General features: G+C 60.6%; 23 protein-coding genes and 2 pseudogenes. 18 read left to right on the top strand and 7 right to left on the bottom strand.

All coding sequences use genetic code 11. From position 1 onward, the window contains the following. The first annotated feature begins 5 nt into the window (after nt 1–5). From BFQ00_RS05975 to BFQ00_RS05930, 10 genes are all read left to right on the top strand, one after another. Nucleotides 6–755: a phage minor tail protein L gene (locus BFQ00_RS05975; RefSeq protein WP_065932897.1), complete on the top strand. Its 750-nt coding sequence runs from the start codon at nt 6–8 to the stop codon at nt 753–755. Nucleotides 756–757: 2 nt separating this feature from the next. After that, complete coding sequence (locus tag BFQ00_RS05970) at nt 758–1,513, top strand: C40 family peptidase (RefSeq protein WP_065932896.1); 756 nt, start codon at nt 758–760, stop codon at nt 1,511–1,513. Beyond that, nucleotides 1,510–2,088 carry a tail assembly protein gene (locus BFQ00_RS05965; protein WP_065932895.1) on the top strand — a complete coding sequence of 193 codons (579 nt, stop codon included), beginning with the start codon at nt 1,510–1,512 and terminating at the stop codon, nt 2,086–2,088. The genes BFQ00_RS05970 and BFQ00_RS05965 overlap by 4 nt, the downstream gene beginning before the upstream one ends. A gap of 57 nt (nt 2,089–2,145) precedes the next feature. Next, on the top strand, nt 2,146–5,967 hold the full coding sequence (locus BFQ00_RS05960) for a TipJ family phage tail tip protein (protein ID WP_065932894.1): 3,822 nt from the start codon (nt 2,146–2,148) through the stop codon (nt 5,965–5,967). A gap of 329 nt (nt 5,968–6,296) precedes the next feature. Beyond that, the gene (locus BFQ00_RS05955) at nt 6,297–6,995 is read left to right on the top strand and encodes a hypothetical protein (RefSeq protein WP_065932893.1); all 699 of its coding nucleotides are present in this window, start codon (nt 6,297–6,299) and stop codon (nt 6,993–6,995) included. An 11-nt stretch (nt 6,996–7,006) separates the two neighbouring features. Then, on the top strand, nt 7,007–7,513 hold the full coding sequence (locus tag BFQ00_RS05950; protein WP_065932892.1) for a hypothetical protein: 507 nt from the start codon (nt 7,007–7,009) through the stop codon (nt 7,511–7,513). 2 nt (nt 7,514–7,515) lie between these two features. Beyond that, a complete protein-coding gene (locus tag BFQ00_RS05945) occupies nt 7,516–7,884 on the top strand; it encodes a hypothetical protein (RefSeq protein WP_065932891.1) in 369 nt (122 codons plus the stop codon). Between the two features lie 58 nt (nt 7,885–7,942). Then, nucleotides 7,943–8,476: a glycoside hydrolase family 19 protein gene (locus BFQ00_RS05940; protein ID WP_065932890.1), complete on the top strand. Its 534-nt coding sequence runs from the start codon at nt 7,943–7,945 to the stop codon at nt 8,474–8,476. Further along, nucleotides 8,473–8,793: a DUF6527 family protein gene (locus BFQ00_RS29910; protein WP_065932889.1), complete on the top strand. Its 321-nt coding sequence runs from the start codon at nt 8,473–8,475 to the stop codon at nt 8,791–8,793. Before BFQ00_RS05940 ends, BFQ00_RS29910 begins: the two co-directional genes overlap by 4 nt. After that, nucleotides 8,790–9,320: a lysis system i-spanin subunit Rz gene (locus BFQ00_RS05930; RefSeq protein WP_065932976.1), complete on the top strand. Its 531-nt coding sequence runs from the start codon at nt 8,790–8,792 to the stop codon at nt 9,318–9,320. Before BFQ00_RS29910 ends, BFQ00_RS05930 begins: the two co-directional genes overlap by 4 nt. On the opposite strand, the gene BFQ00_RS05925 is transcribed toward BFQ00_RS05930, so the two are convergent. From BFQ00_RS05925 to BFQ00_RS05915, 3 genes are all read right to left on the bottom strand, one after another. Further along, nucleotides 9,301–9,654, bottom strand: coding sequence for a hypothetical protein (locus tag BFQ00_RS05925; protein ID WP_065932888.1), 354 nt, complete (start codon nt 9,652–9,654; stop codon nt 9,301–9,303). The genes BFQ00_RS05930 and BFQ00_RS05925 overlap by 20 nt on opposite strands. Nucleotides 9,655–9,732: 78 nt before the next feature. Continuing rightward, nucleotides 9,733–10,917 carry a tyrosine-type recombinase/integrase gene (locus tag BFQ00_RS05920; RefSeq protein WP_065932887.1) on the bottom strand — a complete coding sequence of 395 codons (1,185 nt, stop codon included), beginning with the start codon at nt 10,915–10,917 and terminating at the stop codon, nt 9,733–9,735. A gap of 258 nt (nt 10,918–11,175) precedes the next feature. Continuing rightward, nucleotides 11,176–12,255 carry a patatin-like phospholipase family protein gene (locus BFQ00_RS05915; RefSeq protein WP_065932886.1) on the bottom strand — a complete coding sequence of 360 codons (1,080 nt, stop codon included), beginning with the start codon at nt 12,253–12,255 and terminating at the stop codon, nt 11,176–11,178. Between the two features lie 138 nt (nt 12,256–12,393). Here BFQ00_RS05915 and BFQ00_RS05910 point away from each other — a divergent pair, with 138 nt between their 5' ends. Genes BFQ00_RS05910 through BFQ00_RS05895 form a run of 4 tightly spaced genes read left to right on the top strand, consistent with a single transcriptional unit; the run spans nt 12,394 to nt 14,985 of the window. Next, nucleotides 12,394–12,696 (top strand): PepSY domain-containing protein, encoded by a 303-nt coding sequence (locus tag BFQ00_RS05910; protein WP_065884042.1) that lies wholly within the window; start codon nt 12,394–12,396, stop codon nt 12,694–12,696. Beyond that, nucleotides 12,696–13,007, top strand: coding sequence for a PepSY domain-containing protein (locus BFQ00_RS05905; protein WP_065932885.1), 312 nt, complete (start codon nt 12,696–12,698; stop codon nt 13,005–13,007). Before BFQ00_RS05910 ends, BFQ00_RS05905 begins: the two co-directional genes overlap by 1 nt. Continuing rightward, nucleotides 13,007–13,675: a response regulator transcription factor gene (locus BFQ00_RS05900; protein WP_065884046.1), complete on the top strand. Its 669-nt coding sequence runs from the start codon at nt 13,007–13,009 to the stop codon at nt 13,673–13,675. The genes BFQ00_RS05905 and BFQ00_RS05900 overlap by 1 nt, the downstream gene beginning before the upstream one ends. Further along, nucleotides 13,672–14,985, top strand: a complete 1,314-nt coding sequence (locus BFQ00_RS05895) for a sensor histidine kinase (protein WP_065884048.1) — start codon at nt 13,672–13,674, stop codon at nt 14,983–14,985. The genes BFQ00_RS05900 and BFQ00_RS05895 overlap by 4 nt, the downstream gene beginning before the upstream one ends. Before the next feature lie 485 nt (nt 14,986–15,470). Here the strand turns inward: BFQ00_RS05895 and BFQ00_RS30340 are convergent, their stop codons facing one another. Together BFQ00_RS30340 and BFQ00_RS30335 are read right to left on the bottom strand one after the other, a co-directional pair. Next, nucleotides 15,471–16,226 (bottom strand): methyl-accepting chemotaxis protein, encoded by a 756-nt coding sequence (locus tag BFQ00_RS30340; RefSeq protein WP_370671198.1) that lies wholly within the window; start codon nt 16,224–16,226, stop codon nt 15,471–15,473. A gap of 102 nt (nt 16,227–16,328) precedes the next feature. Further along, nucleotides 16,329–16,475 (bottom strand): annotated as a pseudogene (locus BFQ00_RS30335) (HAMP domain-containing protein); the annotation flags it as partial. Between the two features lie 1,384 nt (nt 16,476–17,859). Between BFQ00_RS30335 and BFQ00_RS05885 the strand changes: the two are divergent. From BFQ00_RS05885 to BFQ00_RS30325, 3 genes and pseudogenes are all read left to right on the top strand, one after another. Then, a complete protein-coding gene (locus BFQ00_RS05885) occupies nt 17,860–19,179 on the top strand; it encodes a Na+/H+ antiporter family protein (RefSeq protein ID WP_165386136.1) in 1,320 nt (439 codons plus the stop codon). 176 nt (nt 19,180–19,355) lie between these two features. Further along, nucleotides 19,356–20,177: pseudogene (locus tag BFQ00_RS30330) on the top strand (cache domain-containing protein); the annotation flags it as partial. Between the two features lie 36 nt (nt 20,178–20,213). Beyond that, on the top strand, nt 20,214–21,035 hold the full coding sequence (locus BFQ00_RS30325; protein ID WP_371914185.1) for a methyl-accepting chemotaxis protein: 822 nt from the start codon (nt 20,214–20,216) through the stop codon (nt 21,033–21,035). Nucleotides 21,036–21,101: 66 nt separating this feature from the next. Here the strand turns inward: BFQ00_RS30325 and flgE are convergent, their stop codons facing one another. Further along, a complete protein-coding gene (flgE, locus tag BFQ00_RS05875) occupies nt 21,102–22,412 on the bottom strand; it encodes a flagellar hook protein FlgE (protein ID WP_065932881.1) in 1,311 nt (436 codons plus the stop codon). Nucleotides 22,413–22,668: 256 nt separating this feature from the next. On the opposite strand from flgE, the gene BFQ00_RS05870 reads away from it, so the two are divergent. Further along, nucleotides 22,669–23,736 (top strand): AI-2E family transporter, encoded by a 1,068-nt coding sequence (locus tag BFQ00_RS05870; RefSeq protein WP_065891825.1) that lies wholly within the window; start codon nt 22,669–22,671, stop codon nt 23,734–23,736. Here the strand turns inward: BFQ00_RS05870 and BFQ00_RS05865 are convergent. Then, a complete protein-coding gene (locus BFQ00_RS05865) occupies nt 23,733–23,915 on the bottom strand; it encodes a hypothetical protein (RefSeq protein ID WP_065884060.1) in 183 nt (60 codons plus the stop codon). The genes BFQ00_RS05870 and BFQ00_RS05865 overlap by 4 nt on opposite strands. Nucleotides 23,916–23,997 lie beyond the last annotated feature (82 nt).

The raw sequence follows: 23,997 nt of genomic DNA, 5'->3' as shown, positions 1-23,997 counted from the left end.
AATCCATGTCGCTGATCAATGCTATCCAGACTCTTGAGCCTGGCAACGAAGTCATGCTGTTTGAATTGGACGGCAGCGATTACGGCGCCGATGTTCTGCGCTTTCATGGTCATGCGATCCCGCACACACCTGCTGAACTGATCGCCGCCGGCGGCAACGCTGACCAGCTGCCAGCGAAGTCGATCTGGTGGAAGGGGGAGGAGTACGGCGCCTGGCCCATGCAGTACGAGGGCAGCGAGGCGAACGGCGACGGCACTGCGGTAAGGCCGAAGCTTTCGGTGGGCAACGTCAACGGGCGCATCACCGCGCTATGCCTGGCATTCGAGGATCTGCTCGAGTTCAAGCTGACAATCCGTAATACGCTGGCCGAGTTTCTCGACGCCGTGAACTTCGAAGGCGGCAACCCCGCGGCCGATCCCACTCAGGAATCGATCGAGGTCTGGTATGTCGACCAGAAGACCAACGAGGACGGCGAAACGGTCAGCTGGGACCTGGCCAGCCCGGGCGACGTCGGCGGCGAGACGATCGGCCGGCAGATGACAACTCTGTGCCACTGGTGCCTCACCGGTGGTTACCGTGGCCCTAACTGCGGTTACACCGGCCCCTACGTGACGAAGGATGGGGTTATTACTGACAACCCTGAATTGGACGTGTGCGACGCCACCTTGGGTAAGGGCTGTATCCCTCGTTTTGGCGAGGGCAACCCCTTGCCATTCGGTGGATTCCCCGCCGTTTCCTTGATCGCTCGGAGCTGAGCATGCGCAAACACATCATTGCGGCCATCCAGGCGCATGCGGCCGCCGAGTACCCGAAAGAGTGCTGCGGGCTGATACTGGCCGTTGGCCGGGCGCAGAAATACTTCCCGTGCCGCAACATCGCCACCGAGCCAAACGAAGAGTTCCGGCTTGAGCCTGAGGACTACGCCGCGGCGGAAGACCTGGGTCAGGTGATCGGCATCGTCCACTCGCATCCGGACGCAACCAGCAGACCGTCGTCGCGAGACCTGGCGATGTGTGAGGCCACGGCTTTGCCCTGGCACATTCTGTCCTGGCCCGAAGGCGACCTGCGCACGATCATTCCAGCCGGCAACACGCCGCTGCTCAAGCGCCCCTTCGTGCATGGTGCCTGGGACTGCTGGCAGGTCTGCGCGGATTGGTATAAACGCGAGTGGGGCCTTGAATTCGAGGCATTCCAGCGCACTGAGGGCTGGTGGGAGAGCGCAGACAGCACCAGCTTGTACGAGGCGAACTATGCCGCTGCCGGCTTCGAGCAAGTCAACAGCCCGCAGCGCGGCGACATGATCGTGATGGAGATCGGTCGCACGGCTCACCCAAACCATGCGGGGATATACCTGGGGGCTGACGCGGCGCTTCCCGGCGAAGATTCAGGCGTGTTCGGCCCCGGGCCCTTCGTTCTGCATCATCTGTATGGCCGGCCGTCCGAGGTGATTGTATACGGCGGCCCTTGGCTCCAGCGCACCCGCTTGATTCTTCGACACAAGGAGGCCCGATGAGCGCCATCGTTTATTCGCCGATGACCACCATCAAACTTTCCGGCTCGCTGGCGCAGAAGTTCGGGCGGATGCATAGGCGCCAGGTTGCATCCGGCGATACCTGGGAGGTGTTCAGGGCGCTGAAGGCCACCATTGAAGGATTCGAAGCCGAGATCCGTCGCCTTGATCGGCTCGGCCTGCGCTTCGCTATCTTCCGCAACCGAAAAAACGTGGGAGCGGACGAGTTCGGCATGGGCGGAGCCAGGGAGATCAGGATTGTTCCTGTGATCGAGGGCAGCAAGCGCGGCGGCATTTTGCAGATTGTGCTGGGCGTGGTGCTGATCGCGGCAAGTTACTTTGGCGCGCCGACGGCGCCCGCAGGTATCGCGCTGCTGGCCGGTGGCGTTATCCAGATGCTCAGCCCGCAGGCGGCAGGCCTCAAGCAGAGCGCATCACCGGAAAACATGCCCAGCTACGCATTCGGCAGCGCAAAGAACACCACAGCCAGCGGCAACCCTGTCCCTATCTGCATCGGGGAGCGCCGTTGGGGCGGGGCGATTATCTCGGCATCGATCTACGCCGAAGACAAGACATAACCACGACGCATCGAGCAAGCCGCCCAAGAGGCGGTTTTTTATTGCCTGGAGGAAAGCATGGGCGCAGCACAGAAGCTGGATATTCACGGTGCCAAAGGTGGCGAGAGCAAGCCAAAGGCACCTGTAGAGGCGCCCGACAGCCTGCGCTCCACCAACGTGGTCAAGATCCTGATCGCCGTAGGCGAGGGCGAATTCGACGGAACGCCAACAGAGCGCGACATCTGCATCGACAACACGCCTATTCAGGATGCCAGGGGCAATTTCAACTTCGCCAACGTGAAGTGGGATTGGCGTCCGGGTTCTGTGGAGCAGACCTACATCCCGGGAATCCCGTCTGTAGACAACGAAACCTCGCTGAACATCGAGCTGCGCAGCGGCACGCCATGGGTTCAGTCGCTGACCAATCTTCAGCTGTCGGCAGCGCGCATCCGCTTGGCCACGCCGCGGCTTGCAAGCCAGGACAGTGAAGGCAACATTAACGGCTACACCATCCAGTACGCGGTGGACGTGGCTACCGATGGCGGCGCCTATCAAGAAGTGCTGGTCGGTGCTATGTCGGGCAAGACCACAACTCGCTACGAGCGCTCCTTGCGCATTGATCTCCCGCCGGCGACCAGCGGCTGGCTGATTCGAGTTCGCCGCATCACCCCAAACCAGAACACCGATAAGATCGCAGACAGCCTTTTCATTGCGGGCTACACCCAGGTGATCGACGCAAAGCTGCGCTACCCAAACACCGCGCTGCTCTTCGTCGAGTTCGACGCCGAGCAGTTCACGAACATTCCGGCCGTGACCGTGAAGTGTAAGGCGCGCCGGTGGCAGGTGCCGAGCAATTACGATCCGGTGGCCCGCACCTACTCCGGCGCCTGGGACGGCACCATGAAAGAGGCCTGGACCAATAACCCGGCCTGGATCACCTACGGCATCTGCACCCAAGACCGTTTTGGTCTGGGTCGTCGCATCAAGCCGTGGATGGTGGACAAGTGGGAGCTGTACCGCATCGCGCAATACTGCGACCAATTGGTATCGAATGGCGTCGACGGCGTTGAGCCACGCTTCCTGTGCGACATGAACCTGCAGGGCAAGGCAGATGCCTGGTCACTGCTGCGCGACATCGCCGGCATCTACCGCGGCATGACGTACTGGGCCCAGGGTCAGTTGGTCATGCAGGCTGATATGCCTCGGTCGCAGGACATCGACTACGTCTTCACCCGGTCCAACGTCATCGACGGCAAAATCTCCTACGGCAGTGCATCGGCGAAGACGCGCTTCACTCGCTGCCTGGTCAGCTACGACAACCCGTTGAACAACTACGACACCGACGTGACGGTCTATTCCGATCTGCCGCTGCAGCGCCGCCTGGGCGACAAACCGACGGAGATCAGCGCCATTGGCTGCACTCGAGCATCCGAGGCCCAGCGCCGCGCTAAATGGCTAGTGCTGAGCAACAACCAGGACCGCACCATCAGTTTCAGGACCGGTATGGAAGGTCGTATCCCGCTGCCTGGCTTCATTATCCCCGTAGCTGATTCGCTTCTGGCGGGGCGGGAGATCGGCGGGCGTATCGCAGCGGCGGCGGGAAAAGTCGTCACGCTGGACCGCGACACACTTGCCAAGGCCGGCGACCGGCTGGTGATCAATCTGCCAAACGGGCGTGCCGAGGGGCGCACTGTGGAAAGCGTGAGCGGCCGAAATGTCACCGTGACCGTCGCATACAGCCAGCCCCCGGCTGCCCAGCTTCAGTGGGCAATCGACGCGGACGACCTGGCAATCCCTCTATATAGGGTGATGAGGACTGCAAGGACACCAGAGGGCGACTACGACATCAGCGCCTTGCAGTACGAGCCAAGCAAGTTCCCCAGCATTGATACCGGGGCACGCTTGGAAGAACGCCCAATCAGCGTGATCCCGATCACTGTGGTTCCGGCACCGGCCAGCGTCACGGTTACATCGAACGTATCGATCGACCAGGGCTTGGCCATTAGCACCATGAACATCTCGTGGCCAGCCGTCGCCGGCGCCGTCGCGTATGACGTGGAGTGGCGCAAGGACAGCGGAAACTGGATCAAGGTGCAGCGCACCAGCTCGACGAGCGTCGACGTAACCGGCATCTATTCGGGGGCCTACTTGGCCCGCGTACGCGCAGTGAGCGCCTTCGACATCTCGTCGGTTTGGAAAAACTCGATCCTGACGAACCTGCAAGGCAAAACTGGTTTGCCGCCGGCGGTGTCGTTCCTGACCACGAAAAGCGAACTGTTCGGGATCAGCATCAAGTGGGGTTTCCCAGCTGGTGCCGAGGATACTCAGCGAACCGAGCTGTGGTATGGCCCGGCGAATAACCTGCAGGCTGCGACGAAGCTGGCCGACCTGGCATATCCGCAGGCCGATTACCGGATGCAGTCGCTGCTGGCAGGCGCAACCCTGTTCTTCTGGGCGCGCCTGGTGGATCGTACCGGCAACATCGGACCGTTCTACCCGGTGGTGAATGGAGTCATGGGCCAGTCCAGTTCGGACGCCGGGGCCATCCTCGAGCAAATCAAAGGTCAGATTGACGAAACCTCCCTGGGGCAGTTGCTCAACGCACGAATCAACCTGATCGACGGCAACGGCCCCGGCTCGGTCAATGGAAGAATCGCAGCGACCAAGGCAGAGCTGGAGCAATTGATCGACCAGGTCGTCGATGCCCTGGAATGGGTTCCGGACAGGGCCTACCTCAAGGGTGACATCGTTCGTCAGGGGCAGAACCTGTACCAGGCAATCGCCCCGGTACCGGCGAACATCCAACCGCCCAGCGCCAACTATTGGTTCAACATGGGCACCATTGCGGAGACAACCCGGGCGATGGCTCTGCAAATCCAGCAGAACAGCGCCAGCATTACCGAAATCGGCGTAGAGGTAACGTCGCAGGCTTCGCAGCTGAGCACCGTCAAGGCCACGGTCAACGATCCAACGACTGGTGTGAATGCTACGGCGACAGGGTTAAGCACGCTCAAGGCGACGGTGACCACGCTCAACGGAAAGGTAACCACGACCGCAGAGCGTGTTGACGGCATTTACCTGCAGGTCAACCCGCCTCTACAAGGCGATGACAGCGCCCTGATGGGATCTGAAGCCAGCTATGTCGGCGTGTGGTCCACTCAGTCCGCCCTGATCGAGGGCGACCTGGTGCAGGGCCAGCGCACCGACTCGGTAGAAGTGAAGGTGGCCAGCAACGCAGCTGCGGTCGTATCGGAGCAGACCGCTCGCATCAACGCTGACGGTGCACTTTCCAGCCGAATCGACACCGTTACTGCGCAGACTTCGGGTAATGCTGCGGCAGTGCAGGCGGAGATCGTTGCAAGAACGAGCGCTGATCAGGCGCTTGGCCAGCGTATCGATACGGTTCAGTCGACAGTGGGCGGTAACACTCTCGCAATCCAGACCAACGCAACGGCAATCCAGACGGTAAACGGCAAGGTGACGGCGAACTGGTCGGTGCGAATGCAGTACGAGACCGCAACCGGGCTTTACAAGTACGCCGGCATCGGCCTTGGGCTGGAGAACGGGCCGGGCGGCCTGCAGACGCAGTTCATTATCGATGCTGACCGTTTCGCTATTGGTCAGGCCGGAACCGTGCCGTTTGCGGTGACGGGCGGACAGACCTTCATCCAGGCCGCTTTCATTCAGGACGGCACGATCACGAACGCGAAGATCGGGGCTTACATCAGCTCGACCAACTATATCGCAGGCCAGCAGGGATGGATTCTCAACAAGGACGGAACTTTCGAGATAAACGGCGTGGTTCCCGGCCAAGGGCGTTCCATCATGACAAACCGGTCGTTGCGGTTCTGGGATGTGAACAACATCAAACGCGTTCAGATTGGAGATCTTAGTGAATGAGTTCTGGTATGCGTGTGTGGGATGGTGCTGGACGGTTACAGCTCGATGAAACTTCATTCACGATGCGGGTTGTTTATACCGCAATTATCTCACCTTCAACTTGGGGTACTGCGAAGTATCTGGATATAGCTGTTGCGGGTATTACGCCTCAGAACGCAGCAGCTTTCCCAACCCCAATTGGGGCGGTGGGGACATTCAATAACGCTCAAGTTGAACCAGAAATTTTGAATGGAGTAGTAAGGGTCTGGAGGACGATTCGCGGAGATCCTTATGGCAACTCCGCGCTTACAAGTTTTCAGCAGCGACTGGTAGTCGTGAGGTTTAAATAGATGGCTGACTCTTACGGCTTACTTTTTACGGCCGGTGACGATAATCGAACGGTTATTGATTCCGAGTTTTCTCGGATGTCAACTTTGTACAAAGGCACCTACGTTACCAATGAGTCAAGTGGCGCATCCTCGCTTACGCTGTTTCCAGCTGTAATAGCGACGCAAGAGCAGCCGTTAGTGTTCATTCGTCCGAACAGCGCAAACGGTGTCATTGGCATGAGCAATCTGGAGATATTAGGCTCTCCTGGGAGCTGGACAGGCTTCAGGGTTCGGCGCTTCAGCGACTACACCATTCAGCCGTCCGGGCGTTGGTTTGTGGCTAATTTCGTGACGCAGCCGCTTGCTACATATGGGGCGCGGTTCTGGAACGCTTCGGGAGCTCCGGTTTTCGATTCCGCATCACCGCCCGCTATTTTTGTTAGGTCTAGCAACACTTGGACTTACACGGGTAGCGGACAGACCGGCCAGGGCCTTTCTATTTCATATTTCAGTGCGCCATTCAACATGGAAGAGGACGAGTACTTCATGATTAATAATTTTATCATGAGTGCGGTAGGTGGCACCTCAGGTAATGGGTATAGACAAATTTCAGCAATGTGGGACTACCCGGCTAAACTCATTAAAATCGGTCTTATAGTAAATGGTGGCAATACTGTTTCGACCGGTTTAACAGTGATGATTGGAAAAACCATTCAGTAAGGAATGTTTTCATGGCAAGGCAAGAGATAAACATTGGTACAGCGCCAACAGGCGTTGGTGGCGACACAACACGCAGCACTGCTGTGAAAATCAATGCAATGACGACGGAGCTTTACGCGCGCAGCGCGCAGCTTGGCACCGCGTCTAACGCAAATATCGGTACAGAGATCGGCAATGTAATGGGTGTTGGAGCTTTCGGGCTTGGAGTTCCCTACACTCCTGGACTTACTTTGCGCACGGATGTGCTTGGCAGCCAGGTTGCACAGACTGGTATTTCTAGATACTCAGCCGACACTGCGGGGCGGCCTCCTTTTGGTTCTGGCTATGGCGTACTTCAGCATTTTGCCGCGTTCAATGATGGGACTTACAACTTCGGTGCGTTGGTTGCCATTGATTATGCAGCTACAGAGATGATGATGTGTCGTCTTACCGGTTCTGCCGGATGGTCACCATGGGCGAAGTTCTACAGCACCGCAAACACCACCCGTGCCGCAGACGGCACTTTGAAGGCGATATGAAAATGACGAGAGCGGCTATCAACGTGCTGGGCGCAACGGGCGCGACATATGACTTCGTCACCCAAGGCAACACCGCCGTGACTTCGGCCCGGGTGTCCAAGGGTATCTATCAAATCACCGGCTCCCTGGGCATGGTCCCATTCCCGCCCATTGACGACGGCTGGGGCTACACAGTCAACCAGGTAGACGGCAAGGCGGATGTGGAGACTGATTTCGCTGATGGCCTGCTGACCGTGACGGTCACCAAGGGTGGCCAGCCCTACGACCTCAAGCACATGATCACCTTGCATATCCTGGTGCCTGACGCGCCGGTGGTGAACCTGCCTCAGTCTCTGTCATCGCCTGACGAGGCCCCACCCGTCGAAGCCTGATCATTGATGATCCGAAGCCGGCCGCCATTGAGCGGTTTTTTTTCGCCTGGAGAAAAGCATGCCTATCACCGAGCAGCAGTTGCTGCAGATACTACCGAACGCCGGCCGCAATGCCGGTGTTTTTGTTCCTGTTCTGAATGCGGCCATGGGCCGGCACGCGATCGTGACCCCGCTGCGCATCGCCGCATTCATCGCCCAGGTCGGGCATGAGTCGGGCCAGTTGCGATATGTGCGGGAGATTTGGGGGCCAACGAAGCAGCAGGTCGGGTACGAAGGTCGTGCCGATCTGGGCAACACCGTGAAGGGAGACGGTTCCAAGTATCGCGGGCGCGGCCTGATCCAGGTCACCGGGCGCGCGAATTATGCCGCGTGCGGCGAAGCCCTGGGCCTGGACCTGGTCAACAAGCCTGAGCTGCTGGAGATGCCGCAGCACGCCGCCATGTCAGCGGCTTGGTTCTGGTCGACCAAAGGACTGAACACGCTGGCGGATCAGGGTCAGTTCGAGAAGATCACCAAGCGCATCAATGGCGGGCTTACCGGACAGGCCGACCGCCAGGCGCTGTACGACAAAGCGCTGAAGGTGCTGGCATGAGCGGCACAGGGTTCACCAGGCTGTCGCGGGTACTGGCTCGGGCCAAAGAGGGGGATCTCTTCTTCGCGTGCCCGGGTTGCGACATGGTGCACGGCATCTCAACTGGAAATGGGCCTGGCCCGCGTTGGGGTTACAACGGCAACGCAGAGGCGCCTACCTTCACGCCGTCGGTACTGGTCCGATACAACTGGTCGGACGGCCCCAGGGTTTGCCACTCATTCGTGAACGACGGCCGCATCCAGTTCCTTGGCGATTGCACGCACGAACTGGCGGGCCAAACTGTTGATCTACCTGACTGGGAGGATGACCAATGCTGACGCCAGTGCAGAAGCTGGTCGGCCTGATCGTGCTGATTTTGGTGCTGATGGCCAGTGCCGCCGGCGTCGCCTGGCAGATTCAGGACTGGCGCCTGGGCAAGCAACTGTCTGAACAGCTATCCGCGCAGAGCGCCGCGAACCAGGGTCAGCTCGACGCCATCACCAACGAGGCCTGGCGTCAGCAGAAGGCCGAGCAGAACAAGCGCCTGGCCATCGAGCAGCAGATCTCGGTACAGGACCAACAACACGCTCAGGAACTATCCAATGCCCAACGCAACCAAGCTGCTCTGCGTGATCGCCTTACCACTGCTGATGTCCGGCTGTCAGTCCTTCTCGACGCCACGGACACAGCCAGTCGCTGCGACGTGCCTGCCGCCCCCGGCGCCGCCGGCGTGGTTCATGCAGCCCGTCGAGCCCAACTTGACCCAGCGCATGCGCAACGAATTGTCGCCATCACCGACGATGGGGATAACGCCATAATTGCTTTGCGCGCGTGCCAGGCGTACGTCAGGGCTGTGGCTCCTTGAGCGAACGTAGCTCCGCCAACAGGCGCTGATTCTCGCGCATGAAAAGATCCCTCTGCCCTGCGACCAGCTTGATGCTGAGTACTCCTGGCTCTGTGAGCGAGCCCTTAAGGTCGTCAAGTTCCGAGCTTACCCGGGCGAACTGCCGATCAGCCTCGGCCTTTCCAGTCATGAGCAGGTCATTCATTTGGACCAGGCCAGCAATGTTCGCCCGGGCCCTGCGCAGCATGCGTTCTGTTTCGACCAGTTCGTCCACTAGGATTGAGCACTGGTGCTGGTACATTTCCAGCGGAGTGGGGCAGCCAAGCCAATCATCTGTGTCCATGTCAACGTTCATAGGTAAGTCTCAAATACTGTATGTGCGTACAGTAATCGAGGTATAAGCCGGATGCGATTTTAGGCGACGAACTGTAGGCTATTCACCAGATGGGCCGGAGGATACGAGGTCTGCCCACTCCTGCATCATTTCGCGGCGCTGCTCGAGGTAGGCCGCATGGTTGTACACATCTCGGATAAAGCTGCTATCGGCGTGGGCGAGTTGCCGTTCAATCCAGTCACGGTTGTAACCGCGCCCGTTCATCTCAGTCGAGAATAGATGCCTGAAGCCGTGGGGCGACTGTTTGCCGGTGAGGCCGCAGAGGTCCATGACGTTGTTGGCGTAGTTCGTGCCGATAGGCATTGTTGGATCGTTACGATTCGTGAAAACGTAGCGAAGGCCGCCAGTGATGGGTAGCATGCTTTTCAGCAGCTCAACGGCCTGTGTCGGCAGCGGCACGGCATGCTCGCGGCGTGCCTTCATCTTCGCCGCCGGCGTTGTCCAGATCGCGGCATCAAGATCGATTTCAGACCATTCGGCGTGCCTGACCTCGCCAGGACGTGATGCCGTGTAAATCATCAGCATGATCGCCGACCGCAACTGGTGGCCTGACACGCATTGTTGAATGGTGGCGATAGTCTTGGGTAGTTCGCTGAATGGCAAGAATGGATGCGGCCGGTTCTGGGCGCCTTTCTCGGTGACGGCGTGCATCTCAGCGGTAGGGTTCGATTCAATCAGTCCGGTGGCGATTGCATAGCTGAACACCTGGCCCATCCTTTGCCGGACCTTTACCGCCGTGACTATAGAGCCGCGCTTTTCGATGCGCCGTATCAGGCCGATTACGTCGGCGCGCTTGATGGCGTCGATCTGCCGCCCGCCAAATGCTGGAAGCACGTCCAGTTCCATCAAGTTGCTGATGATCCGATAGGTGCCCGGCGAAATGCTGCCCTTCCTGAATGCCAGCCACTCATCGTACACGCGGCGAAATGTCCTACCGCCAGCCTCAATCAGCCCCGCCTTCTTCTCTTTCCTCGATTGACGCGGATCTACGCCGCGCGCAATGTCTTCTCGCGCCTCATCTCTACGAGAGCGCGCTTCCTTGAGGCCCGTTTCCGGGTATGTTCCAAAAGAAATCCTTGCCTGCTTTCCAAGCCATGTGAACCGAAAGTGCCAGCTTTTGATTCCACTGTTCGCCACGTAAAGCGAAAGGCCCAGGGAGTCGGGGAGGGTGTATGCCTTTTCCTTTGGCTTGGCCTGTCTGGCCGCTGTGTCCGTGAGTGCCACTAGTACATCCTCTCAAAACCATTTTCAATGTACTGGATGATGTACTAACTAATTGTCATTGGGAAGGTATCGCTTGGTACGGGGCGATACTCAAATGCTTTTGTTTGTTGGGTTGTGCCGAGGGAATTGGGAAGGGGTGGTTTCAGGCGGGAGGCTACCGTGGAATCTTTGAAGATTTCCACGGTATTTTCAGCTCGGTCAGGTATCTGGCAGGCGGCGAGTTTAACAGCTTGACCCGTCGCCGCGCATACCGCTGGGTCAAAGTGCTTGCAAACGCTCGCCCAGGCCACCGTTGTCCGCCAACTGCAGGAACTCATCGCCCAGCCGTCGACTCTCGCTCATTGCCGTCTGCCAGTAGGCGTTGCGGCTCGCGTCGTCGCCCATGAAGCGCTTGAAGTCGCTGCGGTCCGGCAATTTACCGTGGGGCAGGCGGGCCAGGTAGTCCCTTGACGGCGCCAGCAGCAGGACATCCTGCAACCCCTTTGGGTTGCTGCGCCGCCACGGCAGGCCTTTGTCGAACCAGCCCGGAATGATGCGGTCGGTGAAGTGCGGGTACAGCACGATATCGTCGCCGCAGTAGGGCAGGTCGAGGTGGTAGTCCAGCAGGCCGCCGTCGCGGTAGGTGCCAACGCCTGCGCCGGGCAGGTCGCGCACGCCTTGCATCACCATGGGAATCGAGCCGGATGCCAGCAGCGCCTGGCGCAGGTTGCCCATTTGCAGTTCAAGGAAGCGCGACGGGAAATCCTCCAGTGCATGCACCGGAGGCGCCTGGCGGGGATCGTGGATGATCAGGCGTTCGAAATGCCGCGACAGCCGTGCGCGGCCGCGCAGGTTGTCGGCAATCACCGATGACAGGCCAAGGCCCAGCCGGCCTCGATGGTCATCGGCGAGCAGGCCATGGCTTTTCACGACCATGATGTTCAGGCGGTAGTCGGGGTGGTTCAGCACCTGTGCATCGCGGCCGGCCAGCAGGTCGTCGAGCATGCGCCGGCAGCTCTGGCTGACTTCGGCCATGGTCACGCCTTTGGCGAAACGCTGTTCGTTGTACAGGCGGCCCAGGTCGAGCAAGCCTTGCACCGGGTCGGGCAGGCACGCGCTGGCAAACCGCCAAGAACCGATGGACGCACCGATCAGCGCGCGTTCCCGAGGCATGCGTGGCAACCAGTCGCCGAACAGCGCCAGGTCCAGGCCCTGTATACCCAGGGCCTTGGGGCCGCCGGCCGCACCCGGGAGGATGCCAACGTCGGCGGGTGCAAGACCTTGCTCACGAATGCGCGCAAAGGCGCGTTTGCCGGCCCTGAGCGTCAGGGCGGGGAACTTGATGTGAATAGCTGTCATACCGTTCTCTGTCAGAGCGATTGCAGGAACAAAGCTCGCTCCTGCAGAAAATTGCCATGGTGGCAATTCAGTTTCAATTAAGTTGCCGCGCGTACCGTGATCAGGCGTAGGAAAAACATCCTGAAACGGAGACTTATCATGAAGCGCCTCACAGCGCTGGTCGCCGCCGGTATCATTGCGTTCTCGGTCACGCCGGCCTGGGCAATGGACCCCGACAAACCGCTGAAATTGCCCGGCACTGTTACAATTGTCGCCTTCGATCAGCTTGAAGCCGCCGCCCTGGCCTTGCATCCGGGGTCGACCTTGCTGGGCACCGACCTGGACGAGGAATACGGCAAGTACATCTATCAGATCGAACTGGAAGATGCCCACGGCCTTGAATGGGACATTGAATTGGACGCGCTCACCGGGCACGTCCTCAAGAATCATCAGGACACGTAATGACGCTATATCGACGCGCCGGTAGTCTGGTGCTGCTGGCGCTCCTGGCCTTTTGCTCAAGCCTGGCCGCTCGCGACCTCAATCAGGATGAAGCCTTGGCGCTGCGACAGCAAGGCGTGATCCTGCCGCTGGAGCTACTGTTGCACAAGGCAATGTCACGCTACCCAGGTGGCAGGCTGCTGGAGGCGGAGCTGGAGCTCAAGCATGGCCAATACGCCTATGAAGTGGAACTGGTGACCACCGAAGGCGTCGTGCGCGAAATCAAGCTCGACGCCACCGACGGTACCTTGATCAAGGATAAGGAAGACTGATGCGCCTGCTTTTGGTGGAAGACAACGTCCCGCTGGCCGATGAGCTGCTGGCCGGCCTGCAGCGTCAAGGCTATGCGGTCGATTGGCTGGCCGATGGACGCGACGCGGCGTACCAGGGCCGCAGCGAGCCCTATGACCTGATCATCCTCGACCTTGGGCTGCCGGGCTTGCCGGGGCTCGAGGTGCTGGGGCAATGGCGCGCAGCAGGCCTGGCCACGCCGGTGCTGGTGCTGACGGCGCGTGATTCCTGGGCGGAACGCATCGAGGGGCTCAAGGCCGGTGCCGATGATTACCTGAGCAAGCCTTTTCACCCCGAAGAGCTGCACCTGCGCATCCAGGCGTTGTTGCGCCGGGCCCACGGGCATGCCAACCAACCGACCCTGCAGGCCGCCGGCCTGCACCTGGACGAAGGCCGCCAGTGCGTGCTGCGCGACGGTGACGAGATCCAGCTCACGGCCGCCGAGTTCCGTCTGTTGCGCTACTTCATGCTGCACCCCGAACAGATCCTGTCCAAAAGCCATCTGGCCGAGCATCTCTATGATGGCGAGACCGAGCGCGATTCCAACGTGCTGGAAGTCCACGTCAACCATCTGCGCCGCAAACTGGGACGCAGTGTGATCGAAACCCGGCGCGGCCAGGGTTACCGGTTTGGCGCCAGCCCTGCATGAAGTCGATCCAGCGGCGCTTGAGCCTGGGGTTGATCAGCGTGATGGTGATCGTCGGCGTAGTGCTGGCGCAAACCAGCCTGTGGCTGTTCGAGGCCGGATTGCAGCGCTATCTGGAGGCCGGGCTGCGCAATGACAGCGAGAACCTGCTGGTGGCACTGGTGCGTGGACCCAACGGTGTGCAGCTGGACGAGCAGCGCCTGTCACCGGCCTATCAACGGCCATTCTCGGGGCACTATTTCCGCATTGATTTCGCCGACACGCACTGGCGCTCCCGCTCATTGTGGGACCAGGAACTGCCGACGCTTCCCGAGGCCGGTCTCAAGGGCAACCTGCAACTGGGGCCTGAAGGCCAGAAACTGTTGGTATTGCGCTCGGACTACAAACGCTTCGGCCAGTCGATTTCCATCAGCGTGGCGCAGGACTACACGCCGGTGCGGGAAAGTTTCCGCCTGATGCGCCAGATCGGCCTGGTACTTGGGCTGGCAGCCTTGCTGGTGGTGCTGGTATTGCAGCGCATCACCGTACGCCGCGCCCTGCGTCCGCTGGAAACCGCGCGCAATCAGATTGCTCAGTTGCAACAGGGCCAGCGTTCGCAACTGGACACCCAGGTGCCGGCGGAGCTTGAGCCGCTGGTGGCGCAGATCAACCATTTGCTGGCGCACACCGAAGACAGCCTCAAACGCTCGCGCAATGCCCTGGGCAACCTGGGGCACGCGCTGAAGACCCCATTGGCGGTGATGCTGAGTGCCGCATCAAGCGAGGCGCTCAGGGATCAGCCGCAGTTGAGCAAGTTGTTGCGCGATCAGCTTGAACAGGTGCAGCAGCGCCTCAACCGCGAGCTCAATCGCGCGCGCCTGGCCGGTGAAACCTTGCCGGGGGCGTTGTTCGACTGTGAAAAGGAACTGCCGGGGCTATTGGCCACACTGCGCATGATCCACGGCGAACATCTGGACCTCAGCTACCACGTCGCCCCCGGCCTGCAACTGCCCTGGGACCGGGAAGATTTGCTGGAGCTGCTCGGCAACCTGCTGGACAACGCGTGTAAATGGGCGGATGCCGAAGTTCGACTGAGCGTGAGTGAGGCGCCGCACGGCTATCGGTTGGCGGTCGAAGACGATGGCCCGGGCATTCCGGAGATCCAGCGTGAACAGGTGTTCAGCCGTGGCGCACGCCTGGATGAACAGATTGATGGCCACGGCCTGGGGCTGGGCATCGTGCGCGATATTGTCGAAGTGTGGGGCGGGGTGCTGCAGTTGCAGGAAAGTGAATTGGGCGGGCTCAAGGTGCTGATCGAATTGCCCAGGCGGTAGTGCCAATCTAAAACTGTGGGAGGGGTGGTGCGACGATTCGACTTGCCCCCCCTTTGCTACTTGTCAGCCTATGACTATCTTACTGATGCTCCACAATCCAATGTGGGAGGGGGCTTGCCCCCGATGGCGGCCTCTGGGCTGGCCAGTATCTTGGATCAGACCGAGTACATATCCATTATTTAGGTAACGGCCACTTAGGGTTCCGCTTTTACAGCGGCTCACTTTTGAAAAGCGCAAAAGTAAGCAAAACGCTCTTGCCCCACCACTCGGCACCTCGCCTGCGTTCGGCCAGCGTGGTTTAACGGGGCGCCTGAGATCAAGATCAAAAGCGGCTCGCTTCGCATCGTGGTTACGGGTGGGCGCGGCTGCTTTGTGTAGGAGCGAGCTTGCTCGCGAAAAACTTACAGGCACCGCGTTCATTCAGAAAGCACGCGTTATCGTTGACGTTTTTCGCGAGCAAGCCCCTCCACATTGGACCCGCGTCGTTACACCCGGAACTGATCCATCAACCCCTGCTGCTGATTCGCCAGGTTGTTCAACGCCCGGCTCACGCGCGCTGATTCATTGGCCTGTTCCGACAGCGACTCGGTGACGTCGCGAATCGTCGCCACGTTGTTGTTGATCTCCTCGGCCACGGCGCTTTGCTCTTCGGCGGCGCTGGCGATTTGCAGGTTCATGTCGCTGATCACGGTGACGGCGTCACCGATCTGGCGCAGTGCGGTGACCGCCTGGCCGACCTGCTCGACACTGCCTTGAGCCTGACGATAGCTGTTGCCCATGGCACCGACGACTTCCTGGGTGCCGCTTTGCAATTGCTCGATCACCACGCGGGTTTCTTCCACCGATTCCTGGGTGCGCCGTGCCAGGTTGCGCACTTCGTCGGCCACCACGGCAAACCCACGGCCGGCCTCACCGGCGCGGGCGGCCTCGATGGCGGCATTGAGCGCCAGCAGGTTGGTCTGCTCGGCGATGCCACGAATCACTTCCAGCACCGAGCCGATTTTTTCGCTGTTGCTCGCCAGGCCTTCAACCTGGCCCATGGCGGTGCTCATGTCAGCCGCCAGCAGGCCGATGTTGCTGGTGGTCTGATCGATCACGGTCAGGCCGTCGCGGGTGGACTGGTCGGCATCGCGGGCCGCTTGCGCTGCCTGGGCTGCGCTGCGGGCGACGTCCTGGGCGGTGGCGCTCATTTCGTGGGAGGCCGTGGCCACCTGGTCAACCTGACGATACTGCTGCTCCATGCCGGCGCTGGTTTCGCTGGCGATCGCGGCGGATCGGTCGGCGGTGCCACGGGCGTCCTGCACCGATTGTTTGACCTCGGCGATGATCGGCTGCAGCTTGTCGAGGAAACGGTTGAACCAGCCGGCCAGTTGGCCCAGTTCGTCCTGTTTGTCGTAGGCCAGGCGGCGGGTCAGGTCGCCTTCGCCGCTGGCGATGTCCTCGAGCATATGTGCCACGCCGAGGATCGGCCGAGTCACGCTGCGCGCCATCAGCCACACCAGGATCAAACCGATCACGGCGGCCAGCAGGCCCAGGCCAAGTTCGAGCAGGGTGCCCTGGGTATTGTCGGCATCCAACTGGGCCTTGAGCGCCTCGGCCGGCGCCACCAGGACTTTTTTCGGTACGTCCAGCAGCACGCCCCATGGCTTGCCGTCCGGGATGGGTGCAAAGGGCGCCAGCACTTTGAGTTGGTGGTCGGTGCGCAGGCTGCGGATCTGTGTGCCGCTCGCCAGGGCATTGATCAGCTGTGCGCCGCTGTCGGGGTCGACCTGGTCCAGGCGTTGACTGAGTTTGCTGGCGTCCGGGCTGTAGCCGGCGAGCAAGCCGGTGGGGCTCAGGATGCTGACGTGGGCCTGGCCGTCGTAGAGCTTCCGGCTGGCCTGTTGGCTCACGGCCTGCAAGCTGTTGAGATTGATGTCCACCGACAACGAGGCAATGACTTTGCCGTTGACCATCAGCGGGAAGACGATGCTGGTCATCAGCACGTTCTGCCCGTCGATCACATAAAAGTAAGGTTCGATCACGCAGGGCTTGAGGGTGGTGCGCGGGCAGGTGAACCAGGCGTTGGCTTTTTCGCCGCTGGGGCCGATGGACGTGTCGGTCATGTCGCTTTCGGGCAGCGCCATGGAGGTGATTTTGCCGGGCGTCGGCTGCGACCAGTACAGGGCGAAGCGGCCTTTGTCGTTACTGCCCAGCTCCGCCTGGTTGGCGAACAGCTCATCCTTGCCATCCAGCGCATTGGCTTCGAATACCAGGGACAAACCCAGCAGGTCGGGGTTGGCCTGCAGCGCGGCGCGGACCTGGCGAGTCAGGTCTTCGCGGGTGTCGAAGGCATCCAGGAAGCGTTTTTCCGCCTGCTCGCGCAAAAACAGCACCTGGCGGGAAAAACCATGGCCGTACTGGTAGGCATCCATGAACTGCTGGCGAATGCCCAGCGCCTGCACTTCACCTTGAGCCTCGATACGCGCCTGGGCGGCTTCATCGAGCATCTGCGTGCTGGACGCCTTGACCTGCTCGGAACTCTGCGCCATGCGATACAGCGACAGACCCACCAGCAGGGTCACGATCCCCAGCAGGCACAGGCCCGCGAGCAGGGTAATTTTCCATTGAATGGAGAGCTGCCTGAGCGACATCGGGACATCCTTACATGAATACACATAGAGACACCGTTATCGGCTGCGCGCGTTTTTTCTTTATTCAAACAGTCAATTTAAACCTGCCCGGGGTCACAGCTTTTTGACATGGCCGGCCGGCTGCTGCAAAGTGCGGACCCTCTAATAAGACCTCTTTGAGCCCGTACGCCGGCAGCGCCTTCAATGGCCGCTGCGGCGCGGGCATGCCTGTCTTTTATGTTTCTGTCTTGAGGTAACCATGATTAACGCTGTTATCGCCGCGGTCGGCACCATGCTGGTGCTCAGCCTGTCCCGTGTGCATGTGGTCATCGCCATCATTGTGGGCGCCCTGGTAGGCGGCTTGACCGGAGGGCTGGGGATCGACGCCACGCTCAAGGCGTTTAACAGCGGTTTGGGCGGCGGTGCGACAGTGGCTTTGTCCTACGCCTTGCTCGGCGCTTTCGCAGTGGCGATTGCCAAATCCGGCCTGGCACATGCCTTGGCGGACAAAGCGCTGCTGCTGGTCGATCGCCAGGAAGCCAGCGGCGGCAACCACGTCAAATGGCTGCTGATCGGCCTGCTCGGGGCGGTGGCGATTGCTTCACAGAACATCCTGCCCATCCACATCGCGTTCATCCCGCTGCTGGTGCCGCCGCTGTTGTATGTGCTGACCAAGCTGCAACTGGATCGCCGCCTGATCGCTTGCGTCATGACGTTCGGCTTGATCACACCGTACATGTTCCTGCCGGTGGGCTTCGGCAATATCTTCCTCAACCAGATCCTGCTGGCCAACGTGGCCAAGAGCGGTGTGGACGTCAGCCAGGTCAACGTGACCCATGCCATGAGCCTGCCTGCGCTGGGCATGGTGGTCGGGCTGTTGGTGGCGGTGTTTATCAGCTATCGCAAAAAACGCGTGTACGACCTGGAGAAAATCGAGCGTGTCGAGCAGGTGGCGGTGCAGTACAACCCATTGACCCTGCTGGTGGCCGGCCTGGCGATTGCCTCGGCGTTCATCATTCAGCTATGGCTGGACTCGATGATCATCGGCGCCTTGGCCGGGTTCCTGATTTTCTCGGTGTCGGGCATCGTGCGCTGGCGCGAGACCGATGACCTGTTCACCGAAGGCATGAAGATGATGGCGATGATCGGCTTCATCATGATCGCCTCGTCGGGCTTTGCCGAAGTGCTCAAGGCCACCGGTGATGTGCGTTCCCTGGTGGAAACCTCGGCGGCGTTCATCGGCCATAGCCGTGGAGTCGGGGCGTTGTTGATGCTGCTGGTGGGGCTGTTGGTGACCATGGGCATCGGTTCGTCGTTTTCCACGGTGCCGATCCTGGCCGCGATTTTCGTGCCGTTGTGTGTGCAACTGGGCTTCAGCCCGGTGGCGATCGTGTGCATTGTCGGCACCGCCGGCGCGTTGGGCGACGCCGGTTCACCGGCCTCCGATTCCACCCTCGGGCCGACCTCCGGCCTGAATATCGACGGCCAGCACCATCATATCTGGGACACCGTGGTGCCGACTTTCCTGCACTACAACCTGCCGCTGCTGGCGTTTGGCTGGCTGGCGGCGATGACGCTCTGACATCAGCTCCCTCCCTCACTGTAGGAGCGAGCTCGCTCGCGAAAAACGCCCAGTTAACGCGTTCACCCAGAATGCACGCGTTATCGTTGGCGACCTTCGCGAGCAAGCTCGCTCCTACAGAAATGACGCATTTGGCCGCTAACCTCTCAAGTCGCCCCTAATAAGAGAGAAAAGCCATGCGTCTGAGCCTCAAGGCCAAAGTCCTGTCCCTTGCCGTCGTGCCGGTGTTGCTGTTCGCCCTGGTTATCAGCCTGACCACCGTGTGGATGCTGCAGGGCCAGGCGCGCAACGAGGTGGATGAAACCCGCCAGCGCCTGCTCAACGATGCCAAGGCTACCCTGCAGGGTTATGTCGAAGTGGCCATGACCACCATCAAACCGCTCTACGACGCCGCTGCCCCCGGCGATACGGCGGCGCGGGCGCAGGTGGTCAAGTTGCTGTCCAACACCGGCTATGGCAAGGACGGCTACTTCTTCGGCTACGATTCCGAGACCATCCGCCTGTTCAAGGGCAACAGCCCGGACGGCGTGGGCAAGAGCTTCAAGGACAATCGCGACCCCAACGGCGTCTACGTCAACCGCGACCTGGTCAAAGTCGGCAAGGACGGCACCCACTACCTGCAATACAGCTCGACCCAGCCCGGCCAGACCGAGTTGGTGCCCAAGCTCGGTTACACCGAATACCTGCCCAAGTGGGACATGGTCATCGGCACCTCGGTCAACCTGGATGGCATCGAAGCCCAGGTCGCAGTGGTCGAGGCCAAGGTCCACGCGCGCATGGAGGGCGTGCTGTTGAGCATTCTCGGTGTGGCCGCCGTGGTGTTGCTGGTGATCGCCGCTGTCGGCCTGCTGGTGGCCAACACCATTCTGCGCCCACTGAGCCTGATGAAGGCCAACCTGGACGATATCGCCGCCGGCGAAGGTGACCTGACGCGCCGCCTGGCCATTACCAGCCAGGACGAACTCGGCGACTTGGCCGGCGCGTTCAACCGCTTTGTCGACAAGATTCACGGCCTGGTCCGCCAGATCACCGAAATGACCGCGCAACTCACCGGCCTGGTGAGCCAGGTGTCCGAGCAAGCCCAGCGTTCGGAAACCGCCATGGAGCGTCAGCGTCACGAAACCGACCAGGTCGCCACCGCAATCAATCAGATGTCGTCGGCCGCCCATGAAGTGGCGCGCAGTGCCCAGGGCGCCGCCGTTGCCGCGCAGCAGACCGATGCCGAGGGCCAGGCCGCCAAGCGCGTCGTGGACGGCAGCATCGCGCAGATTCATGCGCTGGTGAGCGATATCCGCAGCAGCGGCGTGTCCCTCGACAGCCTGCAGCAGGACGTGTCGTCGATTGTCAGTGTACTCAGTGTGATCCGCTCGATTGCCGAACAAACCAACCTGCTGGCGCTGAACGCGGCGATTGAAGCTGCGCGTGCCGGGGAGGCCGGGCGGGGCTTTGCCGTGGTTGCCGACGAAGTACGCGCCCTGGCCAGCCGCACCCAGACCAGCACCCAGGAAATCCAGGGCATGATCGACCGCCTGCAAAAAGGCACCGAAGCCGCCGTCGACGCCATGCGCCGCTCCAGCGATGCCGGTGACGGCACGTCGGCCCAGGCCAACCAGGCCGGGGCATCGCTGGACACCATGGCGCAGTTGATCGGCACCATCAACGCCATGAACGCGCAGATCGCCAGCGCCGCCGAAGAGCAAACCGCCGTGGCCGAGGAAATCAACCGCAGCGTGCACCAGATTGCCGTGGCGGTGGACAGCGTGGCCGATGAAACCCGACTCGGCGCCCAGACGTCCCGCAGCCTGGCGGATCTGGGTCAACGCCTGGGGCAGTTGGTCGGTCAGTTCAGGATCTGATCACTCCAGGCTTGGCTCCCCCGTTTTTACGCGGCAATGCGTGAGAGGTTCACAGGCTGTACGGCATCAGCTCATTTGAATCAATGTCTTGAGGATGGTGCTTTCAGTCGAGATGGTTTTTGCGTTCGCCTGATAGTTGCTCTGGGCCTTGATCAGGTCGACCAGCTCGTTGGTCAGGTTGACGTTGGAGTTTTCCAGGGCGTTGGCCTTGATCGAACCCAGCGTACCGGTTTGCGGCGCGTCGTAACCGGGTTGGCCCGAAGCGAAGGTCTCTCGCCAGGTTGTACCGCCGCCAGGCTGCAGGCCTTGTTCGTTGTTGAAGCTCGCCAGCGATATCTGGCCGACAGCCTTGCTCTGCTGGTTACTGAACGTGGCGAACAGTACGCCGTTGCCGTCGATTTTGAGGCCGGTGATCTGGCCGGTGGCATAGCCGTCGGTGAACGGCGGGTTGCGATAAGTGGCCGAATTGTATTGGGTGGTGTTGGCAATGTTGACAGCGATCCCGGTCGGATTGGCAGCCGCGCCGTTTGCTTTCCACACACCTCCCGTCACAGTGCCAGGGACCCAGCCGGTAATGGTCAGGATTTTATCGGATACGCCTGCGGTTACCACGCTGGTGAGCCTGCCTGCACCGTCAAAGGTCAACGTCGACGGCACCGGTGGGGTCGATGGCGTGCCGGTTGGCGCCGAACCATCGGGGTTGCGACCGTCAATCAAGGTGTAGGCGTTCCACTTGTTGCCGTCGGTTTTCACCAGGTACTGCACCATCGGGTGCGCGTTGCCCTGGGCGTCGTACAACGTCGTGCTGTATTGAGTGGTAAAGGTGCTGGTGTCGGTCGGGTTGAATGGCTTGGCCGCCTGGTCGATCACCCGTTCCGAGGCGTTCAGGTTACTGGTGGAGTCCACCTTGGTGGAGGCCTTCGGCGGCAGGTTCGACAGGTTCAGTTGCAGGTCGGTCAGGCCACGCTTGATGATCTTGCCATCGACATCCGCCGCGTAGCCTTGCAGGCGCGAGGTGCCCGTGTTGTTGGTGATGTAGCCGTCTTTGTCGGCACGGAAGGCACCGCTGCGGGTGTAGGCCAGTGAACCGTCGCTGCCTTTCTGGACGAAGAAACCACTGCCCTGGATCGCCATGTCGAGGATGCCGCCGCTGCCGTTGACGTCGCCTTGAGTGAACTGCTGAGAAACGGTCGCCAGGTTCACCCCGTTGCCGATGCTGTTCTGGCCGGTACCCAGTTTGGAGGCGGCATAGATGTCGGCGAATTCCGCACGGGAGGACTTGAAGCCTGTGGTCGCAACGTTGGCGATGTTATTGCCCGTCACGTCCATCTGCTTGTTGGCGGCGTGCAGACCGCTAAGGCCAGTATTGAAAGACATATCAACTCCTTGGGGTGCCGTTGCTGTTCAAGGCGGGGAAGGGCTGAGTGTGTACAACGCGCATGGATGTTTGTGGGAGGTTGTGTGGAGAGAGGGTGGAGGCCTGGATTTATTTACCCGGCGCGACGTCAGAGGTCGCGCATCAGCACGATTGATCTGCGTCTACCCTTGCAACAAAGATGGCACTCGCAGCGCTGGCAGCGGACTAAGCAGCAGGGCGCACATGCGCGCTCTGCTTTTCTGACATGGATCGGACATGAATCAAACCAATCTGCAATTCAAAACCTTGTTGTTACTGCTGGCCCTGGTCACGGTCGCCTTTATCTGGATATTGCTGCCGTTCTACGGCGCGGTGTTCTGGGCGGTGATCCTCGGCATCATCTTTGCGCCCATGCAGCGCCGCCTGCAGCAGCGCTTTGGCTGGAACCGCAACCTGACGTCCCTGACCACCTTGCTGGTGTGCCTGGTGATCGCGATTTTGCCGGTGATCATTACCAGCGCCTTGCTGGTGCAAGAGGGCGCCACGCTCTATAAAAACGTCGAAAGCGGCAAGTTGGATGTGGCCGGTTATATCGAGCAGTTCAAGCATTTCCTGCCGCCGTATTTCCAGCACCTGCTGGACCGTTTCGGCATGGGCAACCTGGAAGGCCTGCGCGAGAAGGTGGTCAAGGGCGCGATGCAGGGCAGCCAGTTCTTCGCCTCCCAGGCATTCAGCTTCGGCCAGGGCACGTTCGATTTCCTGGTGAGCTTCTTCATCATGCTGTACCTGCTGTTTTTCCTGCTGCGCGACGGCCCGGAGCTGGTACGCAAGGTGCGCACGGCGGTGCCGCTGGCCGAGCCGCAAAAGCGTCGCCTGCAGCTCAAGTTCAATCGGGTGGTGCGGGCTACGGTCAAGGGCAACGTGCTGGTGGCTGTCACCCAGGGTGCGCTGGGGGGCTTGATCTTCTGGTTTCTGGATATTCCCAGCGCGTTGCTCTGGGCGGTATTGATGGCGTTTCTGTCCCTGCTGCCTGCGGTGGGCGCCGGGATTGTCTGGGGACCGGTGGCCGCGTACTTCCTGTTGAGCGGTTCGATCTGGCAGGGCGTTGTGCTGGCCTTGTTCGGCGTGTTCGTGATCGGCCTGGTGGACAATGTGCTGCGCCCGATCCTGGTGGGCAAGGACACCAAGATGCCGGATTACCTGATCCTGATCTCGACCCTGGGCGGGCTTTCGGTGTTTGGCCTCAATGGTTTCGTGATCGGGCCGTTGGTCGCGGCGCTGTTCATATCCTGCTGGGCGTTGTTTGTCGAAACCAAGCCACGCGTCAAGCTGCCGTTGCCCTAGGCTTCAAGCCTGTAGCCGGCTGCCAGCTGGCGTTGCATCTGGGCGTCGGATAACGAGGTGAGCGGGCCGCTGATGGGCTCGCCATCGCTTACCACGTACCAGCAGGCGAGCAGGCCCCGCTTGCGAAGAGGGGCGGGAACGGCGCTGCCGATGACGGACATGATCTGAACAGTGGGCATAAGTACCTCCAAACGTTATGGAGGTCACCTTACGGTGCGCCGGCGCCAAGGAAAAATCACCTGGCTCGATAGTCGACATCAA

Origin of the sequence: Pseudomonas sp. 28 E 9, assembly GCF_900004785.1 — a bacterium.
GTDB lineage: Bacteria > Pseudomonadota > Gammaproteobacteria > Pseudomonadales > Pseudomonadaceae > Aquipseudomonas > Aquipseudomonas orientalis_A.
This window is presented reverse-complemented; position numbering and strand designations above follow the sequence as displayed.